This is a genomic window from Halomicrobium urmianum (assembly GCF_020217425.1).
GTDB lineage: Archaea > Halobacteriota > Halobacteria > Halobacteriales > Haloarculaceae > Halomicrobium > Halomicrobium urmianum.
In genome coordinates this window covers 178,229-196,390 of sequence record NZ_CP084092.1, presented here as the reverse complement: position 1 = coordinate 196,390, position 18,162 = coordinate 178,229, and the positions used below count along the sequence as shown (strand labels likewise).

Genomic DNA, 18,162 nt, shown 5'->3' with positions numbered 1-18,162 from the left:
CACCCGGGCGGGACCGGGCTACAGTAGCAATCGAAACGGTGTACACGTCGAGGAGCACTACTGGTGCCCCTCGAGCGTGTCAGTGCGTTCAATTGCTGCTATCGGGAGCCGCGATTCCGCTCTGTGCGTCCCAGGCCACGAAGGTCCTGGCGAGTCGGGCGAGCGCGGCGAAGACGCCCTCGACGGCGTCCTCGGCCTCGACGGCCTCGTGGAAGGCATCGAGCCAGCCGAGGCGGCCGACCGTCTCCCGCTGGCGCTCGCGGACCGCTGCGAGCTCGGCGGCGGCGTCGCCTGCGTCGGCGAGCAGGGCGGCCTCCCGCTCGCAGAGCGCGCGCATGAACTCCAGTTCGGCGGCGAGGTGGTCGGGGATGCCGTCGCCGCGCTCGGGTTCGAAGCCGACGGCCCCGTGGGACCGCGCGGCCGCGGCGGCGGGGTCGCCCAGCAGCTCGCCCGCCGCCCCGGCGTCGTGGTACGGCGAGTCGGACTCGAAGGACTCGCTGGGGTCGTCGGCCCAGGCCGACGCGAACGGGGGGACGTAGTGCGGACCGGGGACGACGAACAAGTTGTCGTAGCCGATCCGGAGCCCCTCGGCGTCGAGGTCGGGGCGTTCGAGCGCCTCGTCGCCCGCGTCGACCGGGAACCGGGCGGCGAGGTCGGCCAGCGCACCGTCGCCGAGCGCGGTCGCGAGCACGTCGTGGTCGCCGTCGAACGCCGCGGCGAGCAGTCCGTACACCGCCGCTCTCGCCCGGGCGGCGTCGGCGTCGTCCCCGGCCGGGCCGCCCGCGGCCGCGCTCGTGACGTCGTCGGGTGCGCTCTCGACGTCGTCGGAGGCGGACCCGCTCTCGCCGTCGTCGGTCGCCGGCTCGCTCTCCATCTCGCGCGCGGTGGCGTCGTCCATCGGGATCACTTCCGTTCGACCTCGACGAAGGCGTCGTACTGGGCGTTGCTCCCGCCGACGAGGTCCGAGAGACCGGTGTCGCCGAGGTCCTCGTCCAGCGGCTGGAGGTGGTTGATCGCGAACCCGGCGTCGCGGCCCTTCGCCAGTCCGGCGTCCTCGGTCATCGGCTCGTCGAACTGGTAGGGCGTGTGTCCGTCGTCCTCGACCGGGCCGCGGGTCTCGCCGTCGACCGTCTCTTCGACCGCGCCGTCGCCGGACCGACCCCAGCCCCACATGGCGCCGACGACGCCGGGGCGGATGCCGTTCGTGACCATCGCGACGCCCTCGACGGTGCGCCGGCCGGCGTCGATGACGACCTCGTCGCCGTTCTCGACGCCGCGCTCCTCGGCGTCGCGCGGGTTGATCCACAGCGGGTTCTGGGGCCTGGTCTCCCGGAGCCACGGGCTGTTCGTGGTCCGGTGCATCCCCTGGGTCCGGGGCTTCCAGTTGATCAGCCGCAGGGGGCGCTCGGGGTCGCCGTCGTCGGTGACTGGTGCCTGGACGGCGCCACCGTAGTGCTCGACGTCGTCGACCCGCGGGAGCGGGTCGAACCGCTCGCCGGTGTAGGAGTGTTTCCCCTTCGGCACGACCTCGCTGTAGAAGTCCACGCGCGAGCCAAGCTTGTAGCGCATCTGGTCGCCGTCGTAGGCGTTGCTGTCGTCGAAGCGCTCGGCGTAGTCGTACTCGTGGCCGTGCTCGGCGAACCGGTCGGCGTAGTCGTCGACGGGCTCCTCGAAGCGGCCGCCGCGGTTGAGCACGGTGACGACCTTCGCCCACTCCTCGTCGCTGACGGCCCGCTTCCAGCGGTCGATGTCGAAGGAGTCGCCAAGCCCTTTCTCGTGACTCTCGCGGAAGACCCGCAGTTCGTCCTCGCTCGCGTCGGGGACGGGATCGCGGTCGTAGGCCATGTTCGCCGCGAGCTTCAGGTAGAAGTCCTCGGCCCGCTCGAGCGGCCACAGCTCCCCGTCCGCGTCGGGGATCGCGTCCTCGCCGACGCCGGGGAGGTCCAGCTCCGTCCAGAGGTCGATCAGGACCTCCTCGAACGGCCGCGCGTCGGGGACCACCTCGACCGCCGGCTGGCTGATCTTCTCGTCGGCCAGCCGCTTGTTCGGGTACGTGCCGAAATTCTCCCAGCGCTCGAGGTAGGTCGGCTCAGGGAGGATGTAGTCGGCGTACTTGCTCGTCTCGCCGATCACGGTGTCGGAGGCGACGACCAGCGGGATCGCGTCGGGGTCGCCGATGACGTCGGGGATCTGGTCGCCGCCGGCGACGGCCATCACGTGGTTGTTCGAGTACGGCCGGATGAACAGCGCCTCGACGCCGTAGGGGTACTCGTCTGCGGCGCTGCCGTACAGCTCCTGGGTGGCCTGCGGCGGCGCGACGGGGAACCAGGGCCGCTTCGCGGGGTACCCGTCGTCGCGCTCGAACAGCGTGGTGTCCTCGTAGTTGACCCCGCCGCGCAGCAGCGGGATCCCCCACGGCGAGTGGCCGTCGGGGACCTGCCCGAGCTCGTAGCGGCCGGACATCGTGCTGTAGCCGGCGTAGGGGGTGATCTGCCCGCCCTTCCAGTCGTAGTTGCCGATGAGGTGCTGCAGCGTCGCGATGGCGCGGGTGTTGTAGAACCCGTTGGTGTGTTTCGCCGGGCCGCGGTAGGCCATGATCGCCGCCCGCTTGCCGTGGCTGGTGAACTCGTCGGCGATCTCGGCGATCCGGTCGGCCGAGACACCGGCCGTATCGGCGTACTCCTCGACGGTGTGCTCGAACACCCGGTCGCGGTACAGGCTCCAGACGCTCTCGACGGCGGTCCCGTCGACGGTCAGCGACACGTCAAGGACGCCGGTCTCGACCTCGCTGGCCGGCCGCGGCTCGCCGGTCGACGCGTCGACGGCGACGAAGTCGTCGGCCAGATCGTGGTCTTCGGGGACGAGGCCGAGGTCGGCGGCGCGCGCCTTGGGGCCCGACTCCTCGTCGACGAGCACGAGGTGGGTCGCGTCGCTCCACGTGGGTTCGCCCTCGCTCTCGGCGGCGGTCGCCGCGGGATTGCGGAGGTACTCGACGTCGTGGCGGTCGCGCTCGATGATCCAGCGCGCCATCCCGAGCGCGAGCGCGCCGTCCGCGCCGGGCTCGACCGGGACCCAGGTGTCGGCCTTCTCGGCGGTCTTCGACAGGCGCGGGTCGACCACGTCCATCCGCATGCCGTCCTCGATGGCGTTGGTCAGCTTCGGGGCGAGCCAGGTCGGCCCCTTGTTGGCGACCATGGGGTTGGTCCCCCACACCAGCAGGTACTCGCAGTTCTCCACGTCGGGATACTGGCGCTTCTTCTGGGCCGCGTGCGAGCGGACATTCCCCATGACGCTGGAGAACCCGCAGGTCCCGGCGTGGTGGACGCTGTTGATCGAACCGAGTCCCTGGTGCCACAGGCGAGTCCTGATGAAGTTGCGCCGGAACCCGCCGACGTCGACGATCTGGTTGGCCTTCGGTCCGAGGTCGGGGTGGTCGGTGTCGATGAGCGCGTCGCCCCACTTCTCGTCGAAGGCCGACCTGTCCATCTCGCCGGACTGGACGGCCTCCCAGTCGTCCATCACTTCGTCCTCGGGCGCGTAGGCCCACAGCTCGCGCAGGCCGGGGTGGCCGAGTTCGTCGTCCCCCTCGGCGATCTCCTCGATCGCCTGCTCCCAGGAGATGGTCTTCCACTCCCCGGAGCCGCGGGGGCCGACTCGCTTCATCGGCTTGCGGACCCGGTAGCTGTCGAAGGCCGTCTGGATGCCAGCCTGGCCCTTCAGACAGATCCGGCCGCCCGACAGCGACCAGCGGTCGGCGTCGACGTCGCCGCTCCCCTCGACGTCGCCCATCGCGACGTCCTCGGGATCGCTGTCGTAGGGCACCTGCGAGAACGGCTGCGTGTTCAGGAACGAGTAGGGGTTGCCGGCGAGCTTGCGGACCAGCGAGCTGTACTCGCCGCTGGCGCTCTCGTCGGACAGGCGGACCTTGATCGGACAGAAGGTGTTGCACTGTCCGCAGGTGGTGTGAATCACGTCGCTCGCGCCGTACTCGCCGTAGTCGTCGCCGACGTAGTGGGCCTCGTCGTCCGTCCAGAGGTCCTCGGTGTCGACGTCGACGGTGGCAGCGCTGGCCGCGCCGATCAGGCCGACGCTGCCGACCGCCTTCACCAGGTCGCGCCTGGTGAGGGTGGCCCCGTCGTCACCGTTCGATCCGTCCGCGTCCGAGCTATCGCTGTCAGTGGACATCAGTGATCACCTCCGTCGAGCGGCGTCAGCGGAAGCAGTTCCGCGCCGATCGTGTACACCAGCAGACCGACCGCGATCATGCCGGCGCTGGTCGCCCACTCCACGAGGGAGGGGAAGTACGATCCGTGCGGGAGCCCCTCCATCACGGGGCGGATCTGGGGCGGGACGACGATGTTGAACCGGACCGCGATGATCCCCAGTACGACGCTGAGGCCGGCCACCGCCATGAGCCACGGGGTGCGCCGCCAGGATCGCTTCGAGAGCATCACGAGCGGGAACACCCAGCCGAGGCCGACCATGAACCACCAGAACGACCACGACATCTCGCCGAACGCGATGATGTTCCAGGTCTCGACCACGTGGGGGTGGAAGCTGACGATGGCGATCAGCGCCTCGATGGCGGTCAGCGCCACGTCGACGACGACGAACGTCGCCAGCAGCTTGGCGAGCCGGTCCAGCAGGTCGGGGTCGACGGACTCGCCGTCGAACAGCCGCGTCCGGAGGACGTACAGCATCATCACCAGCGCCGTCCCGGAGAGCACGGCGGAGACGATGAAGATCACCGGGAACAGGCCGCTGTTCCAGTAGGGGCGGGCCTTCGAGACGGCGAAGAGCACGCCCGTACCGCCGTGGACCATGAAGATGGCCAGCGGGATGCCGAGGATGCCGGCCCGCTTCAGCCACGTCCTGTCGGTCTCCCGGGAGGCCTCGGTCGTCTGTCGCCGGCCCAGCGTCAGGAGGCCGCTGAGCCTGGCCCGCAGTCCTGAGCCGCGCTCGGCGACCCGAGCGAGGTCGTAGCGCATCGAGAAGTACAGCTCGGTCGTCAGCACCCCGATGTAGGCGACGTACGCGTGGACCTCCCAGGCGAGCGCGGAGGTGACCTGCCGCCAGATGAACGGGTGGTACATCCGGTCCATCCGGCCGAGGTCGGTCCAGACGAACAGCAGCGCGACCAGCATGCTGACGATCGCCGCGAACAGGGCGTCGCGGTCGATGCGGTGCATCCCCGCGACGCCGAAGACGTTGGCCAGCGTACTCACGAGGAACGCGCCGGCCGAGAGGCCGACGAAGTAGATGTAGAAGGCGACCCACGCGCCCCACGGGGTCGTGCTCGTGAGGTTGGTGCTCTGCATGCCCCCGGAGATCCGCAGCCACGTCGCCGCGCCGCCGACCAGCAGCAGCACGCCGAGGACGGCGTACCAGGCAGCCCGGAGGCGGTCGTCGACGAATCCGGGGTCGAACTCGAACCGCGAGTGTTCGGTTGCCATGGTCACTTGAGGTAGTAGACGTTGGGGTCGGTGCCCTCGTCCTCCTTGAGCTGGAACGCCCGCGAGGAGTCGGCCATCTCCGAGACCTCGCTGTCGGGGTCGTCGAGGTCGCCCATGTTCCGGGCGTCGCCAACGCAGGTCTCGACGCAGGCCGGCTCCTCCCCGCGTTCCAGGCGGTGCGTGCAGAAGCTGCACTTCCTGACGTTACCCACCGGCGAGGCGCCGTCCTCGCGCGGGCCACGGTCGACGCCGTACTCGGGGCTGGTCACCTCGCCGGCGCCGTCGACCTCGTCGTCGTAGTTCTCGCCGAAGTCGAAGTACCGAGCGCCGTACGGGCACGCGATCATGCAGTACCGGCAGCCGATACAGCGGTCGTAGTCGATGTTGACCACGCCGTTGTCCATCTTGTAGGTCGCGCTGACGGGGCAGACCTGCACGCAGGGCGGGTTCTCGCACTGCATGCACGGACGGGGGACGTTCGTGCGCGTGACGTCGGGGAACTCGCCGTGTTCCTCCTCCATCACGACGTTGTAGGAGACCCCCGGCGGCGTCCGGTTCTCGGCCTTGCAGGCGACCGAACAGGAGTCGCAGCCGACGCACTTCTGGAGGTCGATGACCATCCCCCAGCGCTCGTCGGAGTCGTCGCCGTCCTCGTCGGTCGGCGCCGAGGCAGCGGACTCGCAGGCGATCGAGTCCATCGATCCGACCGAGCAGCCCAGCGACTCGGCCGTCTCCGACTCGATGGTCTGGTCGGGGCTGTCGATGGCCGGGTTGGGCGTCTGCCGGTAGTCGTCGCCGAACTCGGCCTCCGCGGCCGCGTCGTACTTGCGCCAGTACTCCTCGGCCGATAGCTCGCCACGGGAGACGCGCTTGGCGTCCTCGGCCATGGCGATCCCCAGGTCCGTGTCGTGATCCGTCTTCGACAGCTCCTCCCGGGGATCGGACGCCTCGTCGTCGACCATCGCGTCGAAGTCGGCGGCGCCCGCATCTGGGACGCCCGGCAGCCGGTCGTCGCTCGCGCCGCTCATCGGTACCACCCACACGTCGGAACGCGTCCGTTCGGCCGGTCGATCGGGAGCATACGCGTAGACCTACGTGATCCGGGGAGGTGAGCGTGCTACCGATACTCTTTGCCCCGCCGGATCGGTCCGACACGGTGGATAACTCCCGACCCAATACTCTTTGGGACGGGGGATCGACCCCGCGCCGGCCGCTCGTCGGCCCGCGTCCCAGGGACTGAGAACGCCCGGGGCCTTATATGGGATGGCGCGAACGAGTTCGGACCATGAACGCGCATGTCGACCGTCGTCGCCGATCCGCCGACGGAGGTGGACGCACGTGAACGGCGTGCTCGTCGCGTCCGTCCTCCTCAGGCTCGCCGGGGTCGGGTACTCGCTGGTGTTGCTCGCCCGGAGCAGCGACCGGCGGTTCGGGTTCCTGACGGTGATGCTGTCGCTGATGGCGACCCGACAGCTGCTGTCCGCCCGGAGCTCGACCACGCCGGTCGAGGAGCTCCCGGGACTGGCGGTCAGCGTCCTCGCGCTGCTGACGGTGTACTACCTGTCGAGCTACGTCGTCGAGGAGCGGCGCGTCACCGAGCGCCTCCAGGGGTTCCGAAAGGCGATCGAACACGCCGGCCACGCCATCTTCGTGACCGACGCCGACGGGACCATCGAGTACGCGAACCCGGCGGTCGAGAGCGTCGTCGGCTACGGCCCCGAGGAGGTCGTCGGCGAGAACCCCCGCCTGTGGCAGTCCGGGGAGCACGACGAGGACTTCTACACGGAGCTGTGGGAGCGGATCTCCTCGGGGGAGGTCTGGGAGGGGGAGATCGTCAACCGCCGGAAGTCGGGGGAGCTGTGCTGGGTCGACACGACCGTCGCACCGATCACCGACGAGGCGGGCGCGGTCGAGCACTACGTCGCCGTCGAGCGGGACGTGACCGACCGCAAGGAGCGACGGCTCCGGATCGAGGAGCAGAACGACCGCCTCGAGCGGCTGAACAACACGAACGAGGTGCTCCGCGACGTCAACCGGGAGCTGGTGGGGGCGTCGACGCGCCGCGAGATCGAGCGGGTGCTCTGTGACCGGTTCGCGCGCTCGCACCTGTTCGACGCCGCCTGGGTCGGCACGCCCCGACTCGTCGACGACGGCGTCGCGGTTCAGGCCGCCGCCGGCGTCGACCCCGAGACCCTCGAGACGCGCCTCGACGGCTCGACGGCCTACCGGGACGTCGCGGGGGACGTCCTCGAGCAGCGGCGGCCGGCGCTCGTCGACGACGACGGGGGGCCCGTCGACGACCCCGCCGGGGCCGCGGGGGTCGTCGTCCCGCTGTCGTACCAGGACGCCGACTACGGTGCGCTGTTCGTCGAGGCCGCGACGGACGGCGCGTTCGAGGCCATCGACCGGGCGGTGTTCGCAGAGCTCGGGCTGACCGTCGGGGACGCCATCAACGCGGCCGAGAGCCGTCGGACGCTCGCGTCGGACGAGGTGACTCGCCTGGAGTTCCGGCTCGACGGGACGGACGATCCGCTCGTCTCGCTGTCGGCGGCGCTGGGGTGCACGATCGAACTCGACCGGATCGGCGACGGCGGGGAGGGCGACTGCGCCGCCTACGTCTCCGTCGCCGGCTGCGAGCCGGGTCCCGTCTCGGCCCACGCCGCCGACGCTCCGGGGGTCGAACGGGCCGAAGTGCTGTGCGCCGGCGACGGGCAGTGCGCCGTCAGGCTGGCCCTCGACGACGCCGTCGTGACGACGCTGGCCCAGTACGGCGCGGCCGTCCAGTCGCTGACGGTCACCGAGGGGACCGGCCGCCTCGTCGCGGAGGTCGCCAGATCCAACGACGTCCGGTCGGTCGTCGAGGCCGTCCAGTCGGCGTATCCGGGTCTGGACCTGATCGCCCAGCGCGAGCGCGAGCCCGACGCGGCCGCCGAGACGGAGTTCCGGACGACCTTCGAGGAGTCGCTGACCGACCGTCAGCTGGAGGCCGCCCAGACGGCCTACTTCGCTGGCTTCTTCGAGTGGCCCCGCGACGCCAGCGGGGAGGACGTCGCCGAGACGATGGGGATCAACCAGTCGACGTTCACCCAGCACCTCCGCGCCGCGGAACGGAAGCTGTTCGCGTCGCTGTTCGACCGCGACGACGACGTCGTTGCCGAGCCGGTCAGTGCGTGAGCGTCCGGCCGACCGCCAGCGGCTTGGACTGGCTCGCCGCTGGCCCGGGGCTGCAGGCCGAACAGCGAGCCCGGGGCTGCAGGCCGAACAGCGAGCCCGGGGCTGCAGGCCGAACAGCGGGCCCGAGCCAGCAGTATTGTGCGATCTGGGGAATACTTTAGTCAGTTCCGACCCAACCGACGCGTATGAGCGACACGTTCGTCGTCGTCGGCGGTGACGCCGCGGGAATGAGCGCGGCGAGCAAGGCCAAGCGCGAGGACCCCGACCTGGAGGTAATCGTCTTCGAGAAGGGGCAGTGGGTCTCCTACGCCGCCTGCGGGATGCCCTACTACGTGAAGGGCGAAGTCGACGAGCTCGAGGACCTCGTCGCCGTGACGCCGGAGCGGTTCCGCGAGGAGCGCGATATCGACCTGCGGACCGGCCACGAGGTCGTCGGCATCGATCCCGAGCGCCAGACGGTCGCGGTCGAGGGCGACGGCGAGCGGTTCGAGCAGTCGTACGACCACCTCCTCGTGGGGGTCGGTGCGAGCGCGATCGTCCCGCCGTTCGACGGGACCGACCTCGACGGCGTGTTCACGATCCACGACATGGACGAGGCGGGCGAGATCGAGTCGTACGTCACCGACCAGTCGCCGGACCGGGCCGCCATCGTGGGCGGCGGGTACGTCGGCATCGAGATGGCCGAAGCGCTGTCGGCCCGCGGGGTTGACGTCGCCCTCTACGAGATGTTACCCCACGTCCTGCAGCCGTTCGGCGAGCAGGTCGCCGAGGTCGTCGAGGATCACCTCCGCGAACGGGGCGTCGACCTGCACCTCGACACCGCCGTCTCCGGGTTCGACGGGGACGGCCGGGTCGACCGCGTCGTCCTCGAGGGCGGCGAGTCCGACCCGACTGACGTCGTGATCGTGGGCGTGGGGGTGGCACCGAACGTCGGCCTTGCGGAGGAAGCCGGGATCGAACTCGGCTCGACCGGGGCCATCGCGACCGACGAGTACGGCCGGACGAACTACGAGAACGTCTACGCGGCGGGCGACTGCGCCGAGGCCCGCCACGTCGTGACGGGCGAGCCGGATCACGTGCCGCTGGCGCTGACCGCCAACCGCGCCGGCCGGGCCATCGGGCAGACGGTGACGGGGTCGCCGACGCCGACCGGCGACATCGCGGGGACGGCCATCGTGAAGGCCTTCGACCTCGGGGCCGCGAGGACTGGCATCGTCGACGAGGAACGGGCCCGCGAGGCGGGCTTCGAGCCGGTCTCGGTCACGATCACCGACGAATCGCGCCCCGGCTACTACCCCGGTAGCGAGGAGATCCAGATCACGCTCGTCGCGGATCGGGACTCCGGGCGACTCCTCGGCGGTAGCGTCGTCGGAGCGGAGGGGGCCAAGCGCATCGACACGGTCGCGACGGCTCTGCACGCCGGCATGACCGTGACGGAGCTACAGAACGCCGACCTCGCGTACGCGCCGCCGTTCAGCCCCGTGTGGGACCCGGTCCTCACGGCCGCGAAGGTCCTCTCGGGGAAGCTCGAATGACGGTGAGCGCTCCCGTTGACGTCTCTGTGCACCGAACGGAGCTCGTCGACCTGACGCTGGATCTGCTGTCGGTCGACACGTCGAACCCGCCCGGCGACACGCGCGAGGCCGTCGACGCGATCGAGGCGTGGCTCGAACCGCTCGCCGTCGAGACGGAACGGTTCGCCGTCGACCCGGCGAAGCCGAACCTCCTCGCGACGGTCCCCGGCGAGACCGACCGGACGCTGCTGTTCAACGGCCACCTGGACACGGTGCCGTTCGACGCGGAGGAGTGGTCGTACGACCCGCTGGGCGAGCGCGACGGCGACCGCATCTACGGGCGCGGCGCGACCGACATGAAGGGCGCCGTCGCGGCGATGCTGTTCGCCCTTCGGGCGTACGCGGAGAGCGGGACGAGGCCGCCGGTGACCCTGCAGTTCGCGTTCGTCAGCGACGAGGAGGTCGGCGGTGACGCCGGCCTCCCGGCGCTTCTGGATGCCGGCCGCCTCGACGCGGACGCCTGCGTCATCGGCGAGCCGACCTGCGAGGCGGGGCGGCACTCGGTGACTGTCGCCGACCGGGGGAGCATCTGGCTGACGCTCGAAGCGACCGGCGAGGCCGCACACGGGTCGCGGCCGGTGCTCGGCGACAACGCCGTCGACCGTCTCTACCGGGCCGTCGAGACGATGCGCGAGCGCTTCGGGGCCCGCGAGCTCCGCGTCTCGTCGGAGATGACACCGATCATCGAGGAGTCCGTCCAGTACTACGCGCCGACCATGGGCGAGGCGACCGCACGCGACCTCTTCCGGTATCCGTCGATCAACCTCGGCGTCCTCGAGGGCGGCGAGGCGATCAACACCGTCCCCCAGACGGCCCGCGCGGAGGTCGACGTCCGACTGACCGCGGGCGTGGACACGTCCGACGTCCTCGCGGACGTCCGGGACTGCGTCGCGGACTGCGAGGGGATCACGATTGCGGACGTCTCCTGGAGCGTCGGGACGGCGGAACCGATCGACAGCCCGCTGGTAGAGGCCGTCGCGTCGACCGCCGAGGACGTGACGGGCGAGCGCGTCTACCGGCGGAGCGCGACGGGCGGCGGCGACGCGAAGCGCCTCCGGAACGAGGGGGTCCCGACGGTCGAGTTCGCGCTCGGAACCGACACCGTCCACGCCGTCGACGAGTACACGACCGTCGACGCGCTCGCCGGCAACGCCGAGGTGTACGCGCGGCTCCCCGTCGCGTGGGCGGACGCAGGAGTGGACTGAGCGACCGCAGTGGCGGAGCGTCCAGTACCGCGAGGGCGACCGTCGATCCGGTGTTCACGTCGCGGCTGCCGCGGGAGCAACCGGCCGATCAGCGGCCGATTCGCCGGCGGTCCCGGCGATCGACCACTGCGCGGGTCTCGTGAGACGTGTGTGCCGTCGAAGCGCCTACGTCGCCGCCGAATACACGGCTCCGAGCACCGTGCGCTCGGCCTTCCGGAGGTGCTGGTGGAGCGTCGACGGCGCCACGCCGAGCGCGTCCGCGATCTCCTCGGCAGTCGTCTCGCGGGGCCACTCGAAGTAGCCGCCGTGGAACGCGGCGTCCAGCGCGGCGCGCTGGCGCTCGGTGAGGTCGTCCAGGACGCAGCCCCGGTTCTGTCGGAAGTCGTCCCGCGCCTGCGTCGTCTGCCGGCGGCGTAGCATCTCGGCCTCCGGGTAGGCCCCCTCCACCGCGTCGATGACTCGGCGCACGTCGACGCTCGGCGGCAGGTGGATCGTCATCTGGTAGTCGCCGTCCTCGATGACGGCCCGCTCTACCTGCCCGCCCAGGGACGCGAGGACGGAGAGGACAGGCGGGTCGGTCATGCGAAGCCGGAACCCGACGGGGTCGCCGGCAGACTGGATCGTGACCCCCTCCCGGTGGCCGATGGCGTCGACGAGCGCAGAGAGCGTCCCGGTCGCGTCCACCCTCGCGGTCCCGTAGACGAGGAACTCGCCGTCGCCGACCGGCACCGTGTGGTCCAGCGTGACGGACCCCGGCGCGTCGACCGGCGCGTCGACCGGCGCGTCGAGCGCCGCGAACACGTCCTGGATTCGGAACTCGAGCTCGACGACTTCGTCGCTCATCAGCGCCTGTTTCCGCTCGGCGGCGGCGATGGCGTGCCCGACGATCTCGCCGATCTGGGCGACCAGTTCGACCTCCTGCCCCTCGAAGGCGAACGGCCGATCGGCGTACACGTTCAGTACGCCGTAGACCGTGTCTCCGTGGACGATCGGGATCGCCGCCGACGAGCGGACGTCGTAGGATTCGACGTGGTCCCGCCAGGGGTCGTGGCGGCGGTCGGCGTCGATGTCGTGGGTCGTCTGGAGCTCGCCCGTCTGGAAGGCCCTCCCGGTGGGACCCCCACTCCGGTCGTCGTCGGGGTCGATCGAGATGGTGATCCCGTCGAGGTAGCCCTCGACGCCGGCCTCGGTTCGGAGGGTGACGGTCTCGGTGACCGGGTCCGCGTCGCCGATCCAGGCGAACTCGTAGGAGTCGGCGTCGGCGAGGTGGTCACAGACGGTCTGTTCGATCTCCGTGCGCGTCGACCGGTCGATGACCGCGTCCGTGATCTCCCTGACGACTTCGTTGAGGCTGTTCAGCGCGGCGAGTTGCTCGCGCTGACGGCGTAATCTGGCTTCGCCGGACACGCGTTCGTACGCGGCCTCGGCGTTCGTCGCCAGCAGCTCCACTAGCTGTCGCGTGTCCGAGTCGAACGAGCCGACCTCGCGCGATCCGGCGACGAGGATTCCCGCCGACCCGAGCGGAACGAACATGCCGGCCCGCATCTCCGTGGCGTCGGGCGGGACCTGCAGGTGCGGTGACTCGCGGACGTCCGCGTGATGCCTGATCTCCCCGGCGGCGAACGCACGGCCCGTGATACTTCCGTCGCCCGCCGAGACGGACGGCAGTTCCGTCCGCATGAAGTCCGCTTTCACGGACGCGGCCCCGGGAACGAGCTCGTCGGCCTCGGGGTCGTACTCGTAGGCTACCACGCCGGGGAGGTCGAGCACGCCGCTCGCAGCCTCGACGAGGACGTCGCTGACGTCCGACTCGGTGTCGGCCGTGAGGAACCCGCGGGCGGACTCGTACAGTCCCCGGAGGCGGTCCTCGTAGCGCCTGTGGGAGGAGACGTCCTGCGACAGGCCCATGGCGGCGAAGACGTCGCCGTCGTCGTCCCGGACCGGGACGAAGTTGAACTGGTAGGTCCTGCCGTTGATCGTCTCCTCGAACGCGGCGGGCTCGCCGTCCAGAGCGGCCTCGTAGTGCGGGGCGACGACGTCCGCGACTGTCCCGGGCAGAACGTCGCGAACGCGTCTCCCGTCGAGGTTCGCTCTCGCCACCTCCGTGAGCCCCACCGGTGTGCCCCCGACGGTGACGTAGCGGCAGTCCTCGTCGACCAGGGTGACGGCGCCGTTCGGGAAGTTATCGACGAGCGCACGGTAGCGGCCCCTGGCCTCCTCGAGGCGGCGCTCCCGCTCTTTCCGCTCGGTGACGTCGCGGAAGTAAACGGAGAGACCGCTCTCCGACGGGTACGCCGTGACCTCCAGCCAGGCGTCCGCCGCCTCGGAGAACTCCTCGAAGGTAACCGGCTCCTGTGTCTCCCTCGCCCGTTCGTACTGCTCGCGGTACGAGTGGTCGCGATCCTCCGGGAAGGCGTCCCAGACGTGCTCGCCGAGGAGTTCCGTCTCAGACTGCCCCAGGAGCTCCTCGGACCGTTCGTTGACGTACGTGAACCGCCAGTCCTCGTCGAGCCCGTGGACGGCGTCGTCGATGCGATCGAACACCTCGTCGAGTTCGTTCCGTAGCTCGTCGCGCTGGCGTTCGAGCTGTCGCTCGGCGCGCTTCAGTTCGGTGACGTCCTTGCCGGCGACCACCACTCGCTCAACGGCCCCCTCGTCGTACAGCGGGGTCGCAGTGAGCGAGAGCCATCGGCGTTTCTCGCCCGGTCCGTCGTGCTGGAACAGGACGTCGGAGACGGGCTCCCCGGTCTCGAGCACGCGCTGGACCGGGTGATCCCCCGGGGAGATCGGATCGCCGTCCGCATCGTAGATGCGCAGATCGTCGAAATAGACGGTGCCAGCATCAGACTCGTCGATCCCGAACTGCTCCCGCGTCGTCGAGTTGCTCCGCCGGATCGAACCGTCGGGGCCGAACACGGCGAACCTGATCGGTGCGGTCTCGACGAGTTGCTCCGTCAGGTCGCGTTCGCGGCGCAGTCGGCGCTCTCCCTCGCGCCGCTCCGTCACGTCGTAGTAGAGTTCGACCCGACCGCCCGCGAACGCCCCTGATTCGATGGGCCGACTCCGGTGTTCCAGCCAGCGGGCCTCGCGCTCGTCCCCGGACGTCACGTGACACTCGAAGCGTTCGGTGTCGGTGTTGTCGTCGTACGTCGCCAGGACCGTCTCCGCGAACGCCGTCGGGTCCTCGACGGTCGCAGAGATGGATTCATCGACGAGTCGCCGCTTGTCCTCGCCGACGACCTGCTCGCGGTCGATTCCGAAGTACTGTTCCGTCGCGGCGTTCGCCCAGACGACGTCGAACCGCTCGTCGAGGACGAAGATGCCCACGTCGACGTCGTCGAGGACGTCAGCGACGAGGGATTCGACGGCACCGGACCGGTCTCGGGACGCAGCGTCCGGGCCCCTCGACGACCAGCTGTCGGCCGGCCCGTCGGTAGCGCCTGCCGACGGACCCGGCGACGGCTGCCACCAGACGCGTGCCCCGGCACCCACTTTCTTCGTCTCGAGGCGGTTGCAGTCGGCGAGGCGGTCGAGGCGGGCGTACGCGCTCCGCCGACCGAGGTCGAGGGCGTCCGCCACTTCCGGCGTCGTCAGCGGCGCACCGAACTCCTCGAAGACCGCGAGGGTCTCGTCGAGCGCCTCCGTCAGTGGCTCCGTTGACATCGACCGCGATACGTTCCCGCGATGAACCAAAGTTCCGCCGGCGGAACCTACCCCCGGACGCCGTCGCGGTGAGGCGGAACTCTCGGCTCCCCTGCGAACCGACTCGGGTATCGGCCTCGCCACTCGACGGGCGATAGACCTAATCAGTTCTAGCTGATGCTTACCCGGGACCGGACGCTTCGTTCGGGTACGCCCCGGGGACCGGGCGGACGGTCCCGAGTTTACGATGTCAGAACCCACAGATCACTCCGCCGACGGACGGACGGACGCAGACCGACTACTCGTGGAACGACCGGACCGACGCAGGCTGACGCTCGACGTCCTCGCCGGCCTGGAGACCAGCGTCCAGCTCGACGAACTGGCCGCAGGGGTCGCGGTCCGGGAACTGGGCTTCGACGATGCCGACTCGACGGCGATCGACTGCATCGCGGTCGACCTCCATCACGTCCACCTGCCCGCCCTGGCGGACGTGAGCGCGCTGGAGTACGATCCGTCTTCGAAGCGAATCGATCCGAGCGGACTCGGGACGAACGTCGCGTCCGTCTTCGAAACGCGTCGCTCCGCCGCGGGCGAGCGCCAGCGGACCGTCCTCGCCTCGCTTCCCGACGGCCGGGAGATATCCGTCGAACGGCTGAGCAGACGGATCGCCGAGGAGACCGCCGGCGCGACCGACGCTCACACCGACACCGTCGCCTGCACGCTCCACCACTGCGATCTCCCGGCCCTCGCCGACGCGGGACGCGTCCGCTACGACCCCGAGGACCGTACGGTCGAACCGGCGTGACACCGGGGGCCGGCGCGGGCTCGTGGTCGACTCGTCCCCGGTCGACGGTGCGCGCGTCTGTCGGTGAAGCGCCGCGTGCTTCGGACGCGAAGTACTGTCCACGGGGAGACGGCCGTCGAGTTCGCCCGCGACGAACGCCGTCCACAGTCGCAGCGAGTACACGACCATCGGCGCACTGGCACGAAACGCGGCGACGAACGCCCTCCGCCCGGTCTCCTCGGCGACCGTCACAGCGGACCCGCAAACGGTCGTCCTCGCTCCTCGCGAAAGAGTCATGAATGGGCAACTGCTATTGTCCAATATGGGATATACTACGCAACAGCAGGTCGACGGCGAGTTCGACGACGTGGTCGAGCGAACGATCGACGCCCTCAGCGACGAGGGGTTCGGCGTGCTCTGTGACATCGACGTCCGGGCCACCTTTGAGGAGAAACTCGACGAGGAGTTCCGCCGGTATCGGATCCTCGGGGCGTGTAACCCGCCGCTGGCACTCGAGGGCCTCGAGGAGGAGATCGAGCTCGGCGCGCTCCTGCCGTGCAACGTCGTCGTCTACGAGACGGACGAGGGGGACGTCGTCGTGAGCGCTGTCGACCCGGTGCAGCTCGTGGGCCTGACCGGGAACGACGAACTCGACTCGATCGCCGAGGAGGTCAGTGACCGGTTCGAGCGCGTGCTCGGGTCGCTGTGAGTCCACCGTCTGCCCCCACCAGACGGCGCTTCCTGCGAGCGCTGGCTGGAACGGGGGCGAGTGGACTGGTGGCAAGTGGACTCGCCGGGTGCGTGGCGGCCGATGGAACGAATTCGGGCGACGCCTCCCGTCCGACCCCCCGCAGCCCGCCGTCCGACTCCGCCGACGTGCGAACCGCACTGACGGCGGCCCCGGGCGAGGTCCAGCCCGATACGGACGCGACGACGGAGAACTGGCTGTACGACGGCGAGTTCCCCGGGCCCGAACTCCGCGCGAGCGAGGGCGACGTGGTCGAGGTGGAACTGCGCAACGACCTCGCGGACGGAACGACGATCCACTGGCACGGCCTCCCCGTGGCCAACGAGATGGACGGCGTCCCGGACGTCACGCAGGACCCGGTCGGGTCAGGCGATTCGTTCACCTACCGGTTCCGGGCGGAGCCAGCGGGCACGTTCTTCTTCCACAGCCACGTCGGACTCCAGCTCGACCGCGGGCTCCTCGCGCCGCTGGTCGTCGAGGAGGACGACCCGCACGTGGACTACGACCGCGAGTACACCGTCGTCGTCGACGACTACCTCGACGGGGAACCGCGTCCGCTCTCCGAACTCGAACTGGGAGGGGGACCGATGGGCGGTGGACCCGGTGGCGGTCCTGGCGGCGGTCCCGGAGGCGGACCTGGTGGTGGCGGTCCCGGGAGTGGTCCCGGCGGTGGCGGTCCCGGAGGCGGACCTGGCGGTGGTGGACCTGGTGACGGTGGCGGACCTGGCGGTGGCGGTCCCGGTGGGAGCGACACCGGAGGTGACGGCCGCGCCGGCCCGATGGCGTTCCGACGACCGCAGTACGCCGGTCTCCTGATCGGCGGGCGCTTGCCGGACGACCCCCGGACGTACCCCGTCCGCGAAGGCGAGCGCGTCAGGTTCCGGTTCGTGAACGCGAGCAGCGCGACGGCCTTCCGAGTGCGCGCCGGCGGTCACCCCCTGACCGTGACCCACGCCGACGGGCGTCCGGTCGAGCCGGTGACCGTGGACTCGTTCGTCTTCGGTTCGGGCGAGCGCTACGACGCGATCGTCGAGGCCCAGAACCCGGGCGCGTGGGAGATCCGCGCCGACGCCGTCAACGGCGACGAACCCCCGGCGCGAGCCCGCATGACGTACGAGGGTGCTGACGAGTCCGCGTCGCCGCAGCCGCCGTCGAGCGGCGGACGAGAACTCGCGTACGACGACCTGCAGGCGCTCTCGCCGCTGGAGGGGATCGACGGGAGCCCGGACCGGACGTTCGACCTGACGCTGTCGGGACGCCGGGGCGGGACCGAGTGGCTCATCGACGGGCAGGCGTATCCCGACGCGGACCCGCTCGACGTCCGGCAGGGCGACCACGTCCGGGTCAGGATGGTCAACCGCAGTCCCGTGTTGCACCCGATGCACCTCCACGGCCACTTCTTCCAGGTCGGGGACGCGGTCAAGGACACCGTCGTCGTCCCCGGGCACATGAGCGAGGTCACGTTCGACTTCGTCGCCGACAACCCGGGCGACTGGCTGTTCCACTGCCACAACCTCTACCACCTGGAGTCCGGGATGGCCCGCGTCGTCCGATACGTCGAGTGACGGCCTCGGACGGCGGG

The 18,162-nt window shown here is 70.3% G+C and carries 11 protein-coding genes; 6 read left to right on the top strand and 5 right to left on the bottom strand.

All coding sequences use genetic code 11. The annotated features are described in order from the left end of the window. Positions 1 to 88: 88 nt before the first annotated feature. The 4 genes from LCY71_RS19810 to LCY71_RS19795 are packed head-to-tail and all read right to left on the bottom strand — an operon-like array spanning position 89 to position 6,481. Positions 89 to 898 (bottom strand): TorD/DmsD family molecular chaperone, encoded by an 810-nt coding sequence (locus tag LCY71_RS19810; RefSeq protein ID WP_225336616.1) that lies wholly within the window; start codon positions 896 to 898, stop codon positions 89 to 91. A gap of 5 nt (positions 899 to 903) precedes the next feature. Next, positions 904 to 4,185, bottom strand: coding sequence for a molybdopterin-dependent oxidoreductase (locus LCY71_RS19805; protein ID WP_225336615.1), 3,282 nt, complete (start codon positions 4,183 to 4,185; stop codon positions 904 to 906). Continuing rightward, entirely contained in the window at positions 4,185 to 5,453 is a 1,269-nt protein-coding gene (gene nrfD, locus LCY71_RS19800; protein ID WP_225336614.1) for an NrfD/PsrC family molybdoenzyme membrane anchor subunit, read from the bottom strand. The genes LCY71_RS19805 and nrfD overlap by 1 nt, the downstream gene beginning before the upstream one ends. A 2-nt stretch (positions 5,454 to 5,455) precedes the next feature. Continuing rightward, positions 5,456 to 6,481 carry a 4Fe-4S dicluster domain-containing protein gene (locus LCY71_RS19795; RefSeq protein WP_225336613.1) on the bottom strand — a complete coding sequence of 342 codons (1,026 nt, stop codon included), beginning with the start codon at positions 6,479 to 6,481 and terminating at the stop codon, positions 5,456 to 5,458. 310 nt (positions 6,482 to 6,791) lie between these two features. Here LCY71_RS19795 and LCY71_RS19790 point away from each other — a divergent pair, with 310 nt between their 5' ends. From LCY71_RS19790 to LCY71_RS19780, 3 genes are all read left to right on the top strand, one after another. Further along, entirely contained in the window at positions 6,792 to 8,627 is a 1,836-nt protein-coding gene (locus LCY71_RS19790; protein ID WP_225336612.1) for a bacterio-opsin activator domain-containing protein, read from the top strand. Between the two features lie 185 nt (positions 8,628 to 8,812). Then, positions 8,813 to 10,162 carry an FAD-dependent oxidoreductase gene (locus LCY71_RS19785; protein ID WP_225336611.1) on the top strand — a complete coding sequence of 450 codons (1,350 nt, stop codon included), beginning with the start codon at positions 8,813 to 8,815 and terminating at the stop codon, positions 10,160 to 10,162. Further along, a complete protein-coding gene (locus LCY71_RS19780; RefSeq protein ID WP_225336610.1) occupies positions 10,159 to 11,406 on the top strand; it encodes a M20 family metallopeptidase in 1,248 nt (415 codons plus the stop codon). The genes LCY71_RS19785 and LCY71_RS19780 overlap by 4 nt, the downstream gene beginning before the upstream one ends. 165 nt (positions 11,407 to 11,571) lie before the next feature. Here the strand turns inward: LCY71_RS19780 and LCY71_RS19775 are convergent, their stop codons facing one another. Continuing rightward, the gene (locus tag LCY71_RS19775; RefSeq protein ID WP_225336609.1) at positions 11,572 to 15,069 is read right to left on the bottom strand and encodes a PAS domain-containing protein; all 3,498 of its coding nucleotides are present in this window, start codon (positions 15,067 to 15,069) and stop codon (positions 11,572 to 11,574) included. Positions 15,070 to 15,295: 226 nt separating this feature from the next. Between LCY71_RS19775 and LCY71_RS19770 the strand changes: the two genes are divergently transcribed. The 3 genes from LCY71_RS19770 (at position 15,296) to LCY71_RS19760 (ending at position 18,145) form a co-directional block, all read left to right on the top strand. Beyond that, entirely contained in the window at positions 15,296 to 15,853 is a 558-nt protein-coding gene (locus LCY71_RS19770; RefSeq protein ID WP_225336608.1) for a DUF7344 domain-containing protein, read from the top strand. A 301-nt stretch (positions 15,854 to 16,154) separates the two neighbouring features. After that, positions 16,155 to 16,541 (top strand): DUF302 domain-containing protein, encoded by a 387-nt coding sequence (locus LCY71_RS19765; RefSeq protein WP_225336607.1) that lies wholly within the window; start codon positions 16,155 to 16,157, stop codon positions 16,539 to 16,541. Continuing rightward, positions 16,538 to 18,145, top strand: a complete 1,608-nt coding sequence (locus LCY71_RS19760) for a multicopper oxidase family protein (RefSeq protein WP_373325186.1) — start codon at positions 16,538 to 16,540, stop codon at positions 18,143 to 18,145. Before LCY71_RS19765 ends, LCY71_RS19760 begins: the two co-directional genes overlap by 4 nt. Positions 18,146 to 18,162 lie beyond the last annotated feature (17 nt).

What these genes read in the sequence shown, in the direction of transcription:
- LCY71_RS19780 (WP_225336610.1), top strand. Translation starts at nt 10,159, where the DNA reads ATGACGGTGAGCGCTCCCGTTGACGTCTCTGTGCACCGAACGGAGCTC.
- LCY71_RS19775 (WP_225336609.1), bottom strand. Translation starts at nt 15,069, where the DNA reads ATGTCAACGGAGCCACTGACGGAGGCGCTCGACGAGACCCTCGCGGTC.
- LCY71_RS19765 (WP_225336607.1), top strand. Translation starts at nt 16,155, where the DNA reads ATGGGATATACTACGCAACAGCAGGTCGACGGCGAGTTCGACGACGTG.
- nrfD (WP_225336614.1), bottom strand. Translation starts at nt 5,453, where the DNA reads ATGGCAACCGAACACTCGCGGTTCGAGTTCGACCCCGGATTCGTCGAC.
- LCY71_RS19805 (WP_225336615.1), bottom strand. Translation starts at nt 4,185, where the DNA reads ATGTCCACTGACAGCGATAGCTCGGACGCGGACGGATCGAACGGTGAC.
- LCY71_RS19810 (WP_225336616.1), bottom strand. Translation starts at nt 898, where the DNA reads ATGGACGACGCCACCGCGCGCGAGATGGAGAGCGAGCCGGCGACCGAC.
- LCY71_RS19770 (WP_225336608.1), top strand. Translation starts at nt 15,296, where the DNA reads ATGTCAGAACCCACAGATCACTCCGCCGACGGACGGACGGACGCAGAC.
- LCY71_RS19795 (WP_225336613.1), bottom strand. Translation starts at nt 6,481, where the DNA reads ATGAGCGGCGCGAGCGACGACCGGCTGCCGGGCGTCCCAGATGCGGGC.
- LCY71_RS19785 (WP_225336611.1), top strand. Translation starts at nt 8,813, where the DNA reads ATGAGCGACACGTTCGTCGTCGTCGGCGGTGACGCCGCGGGAATGAGC.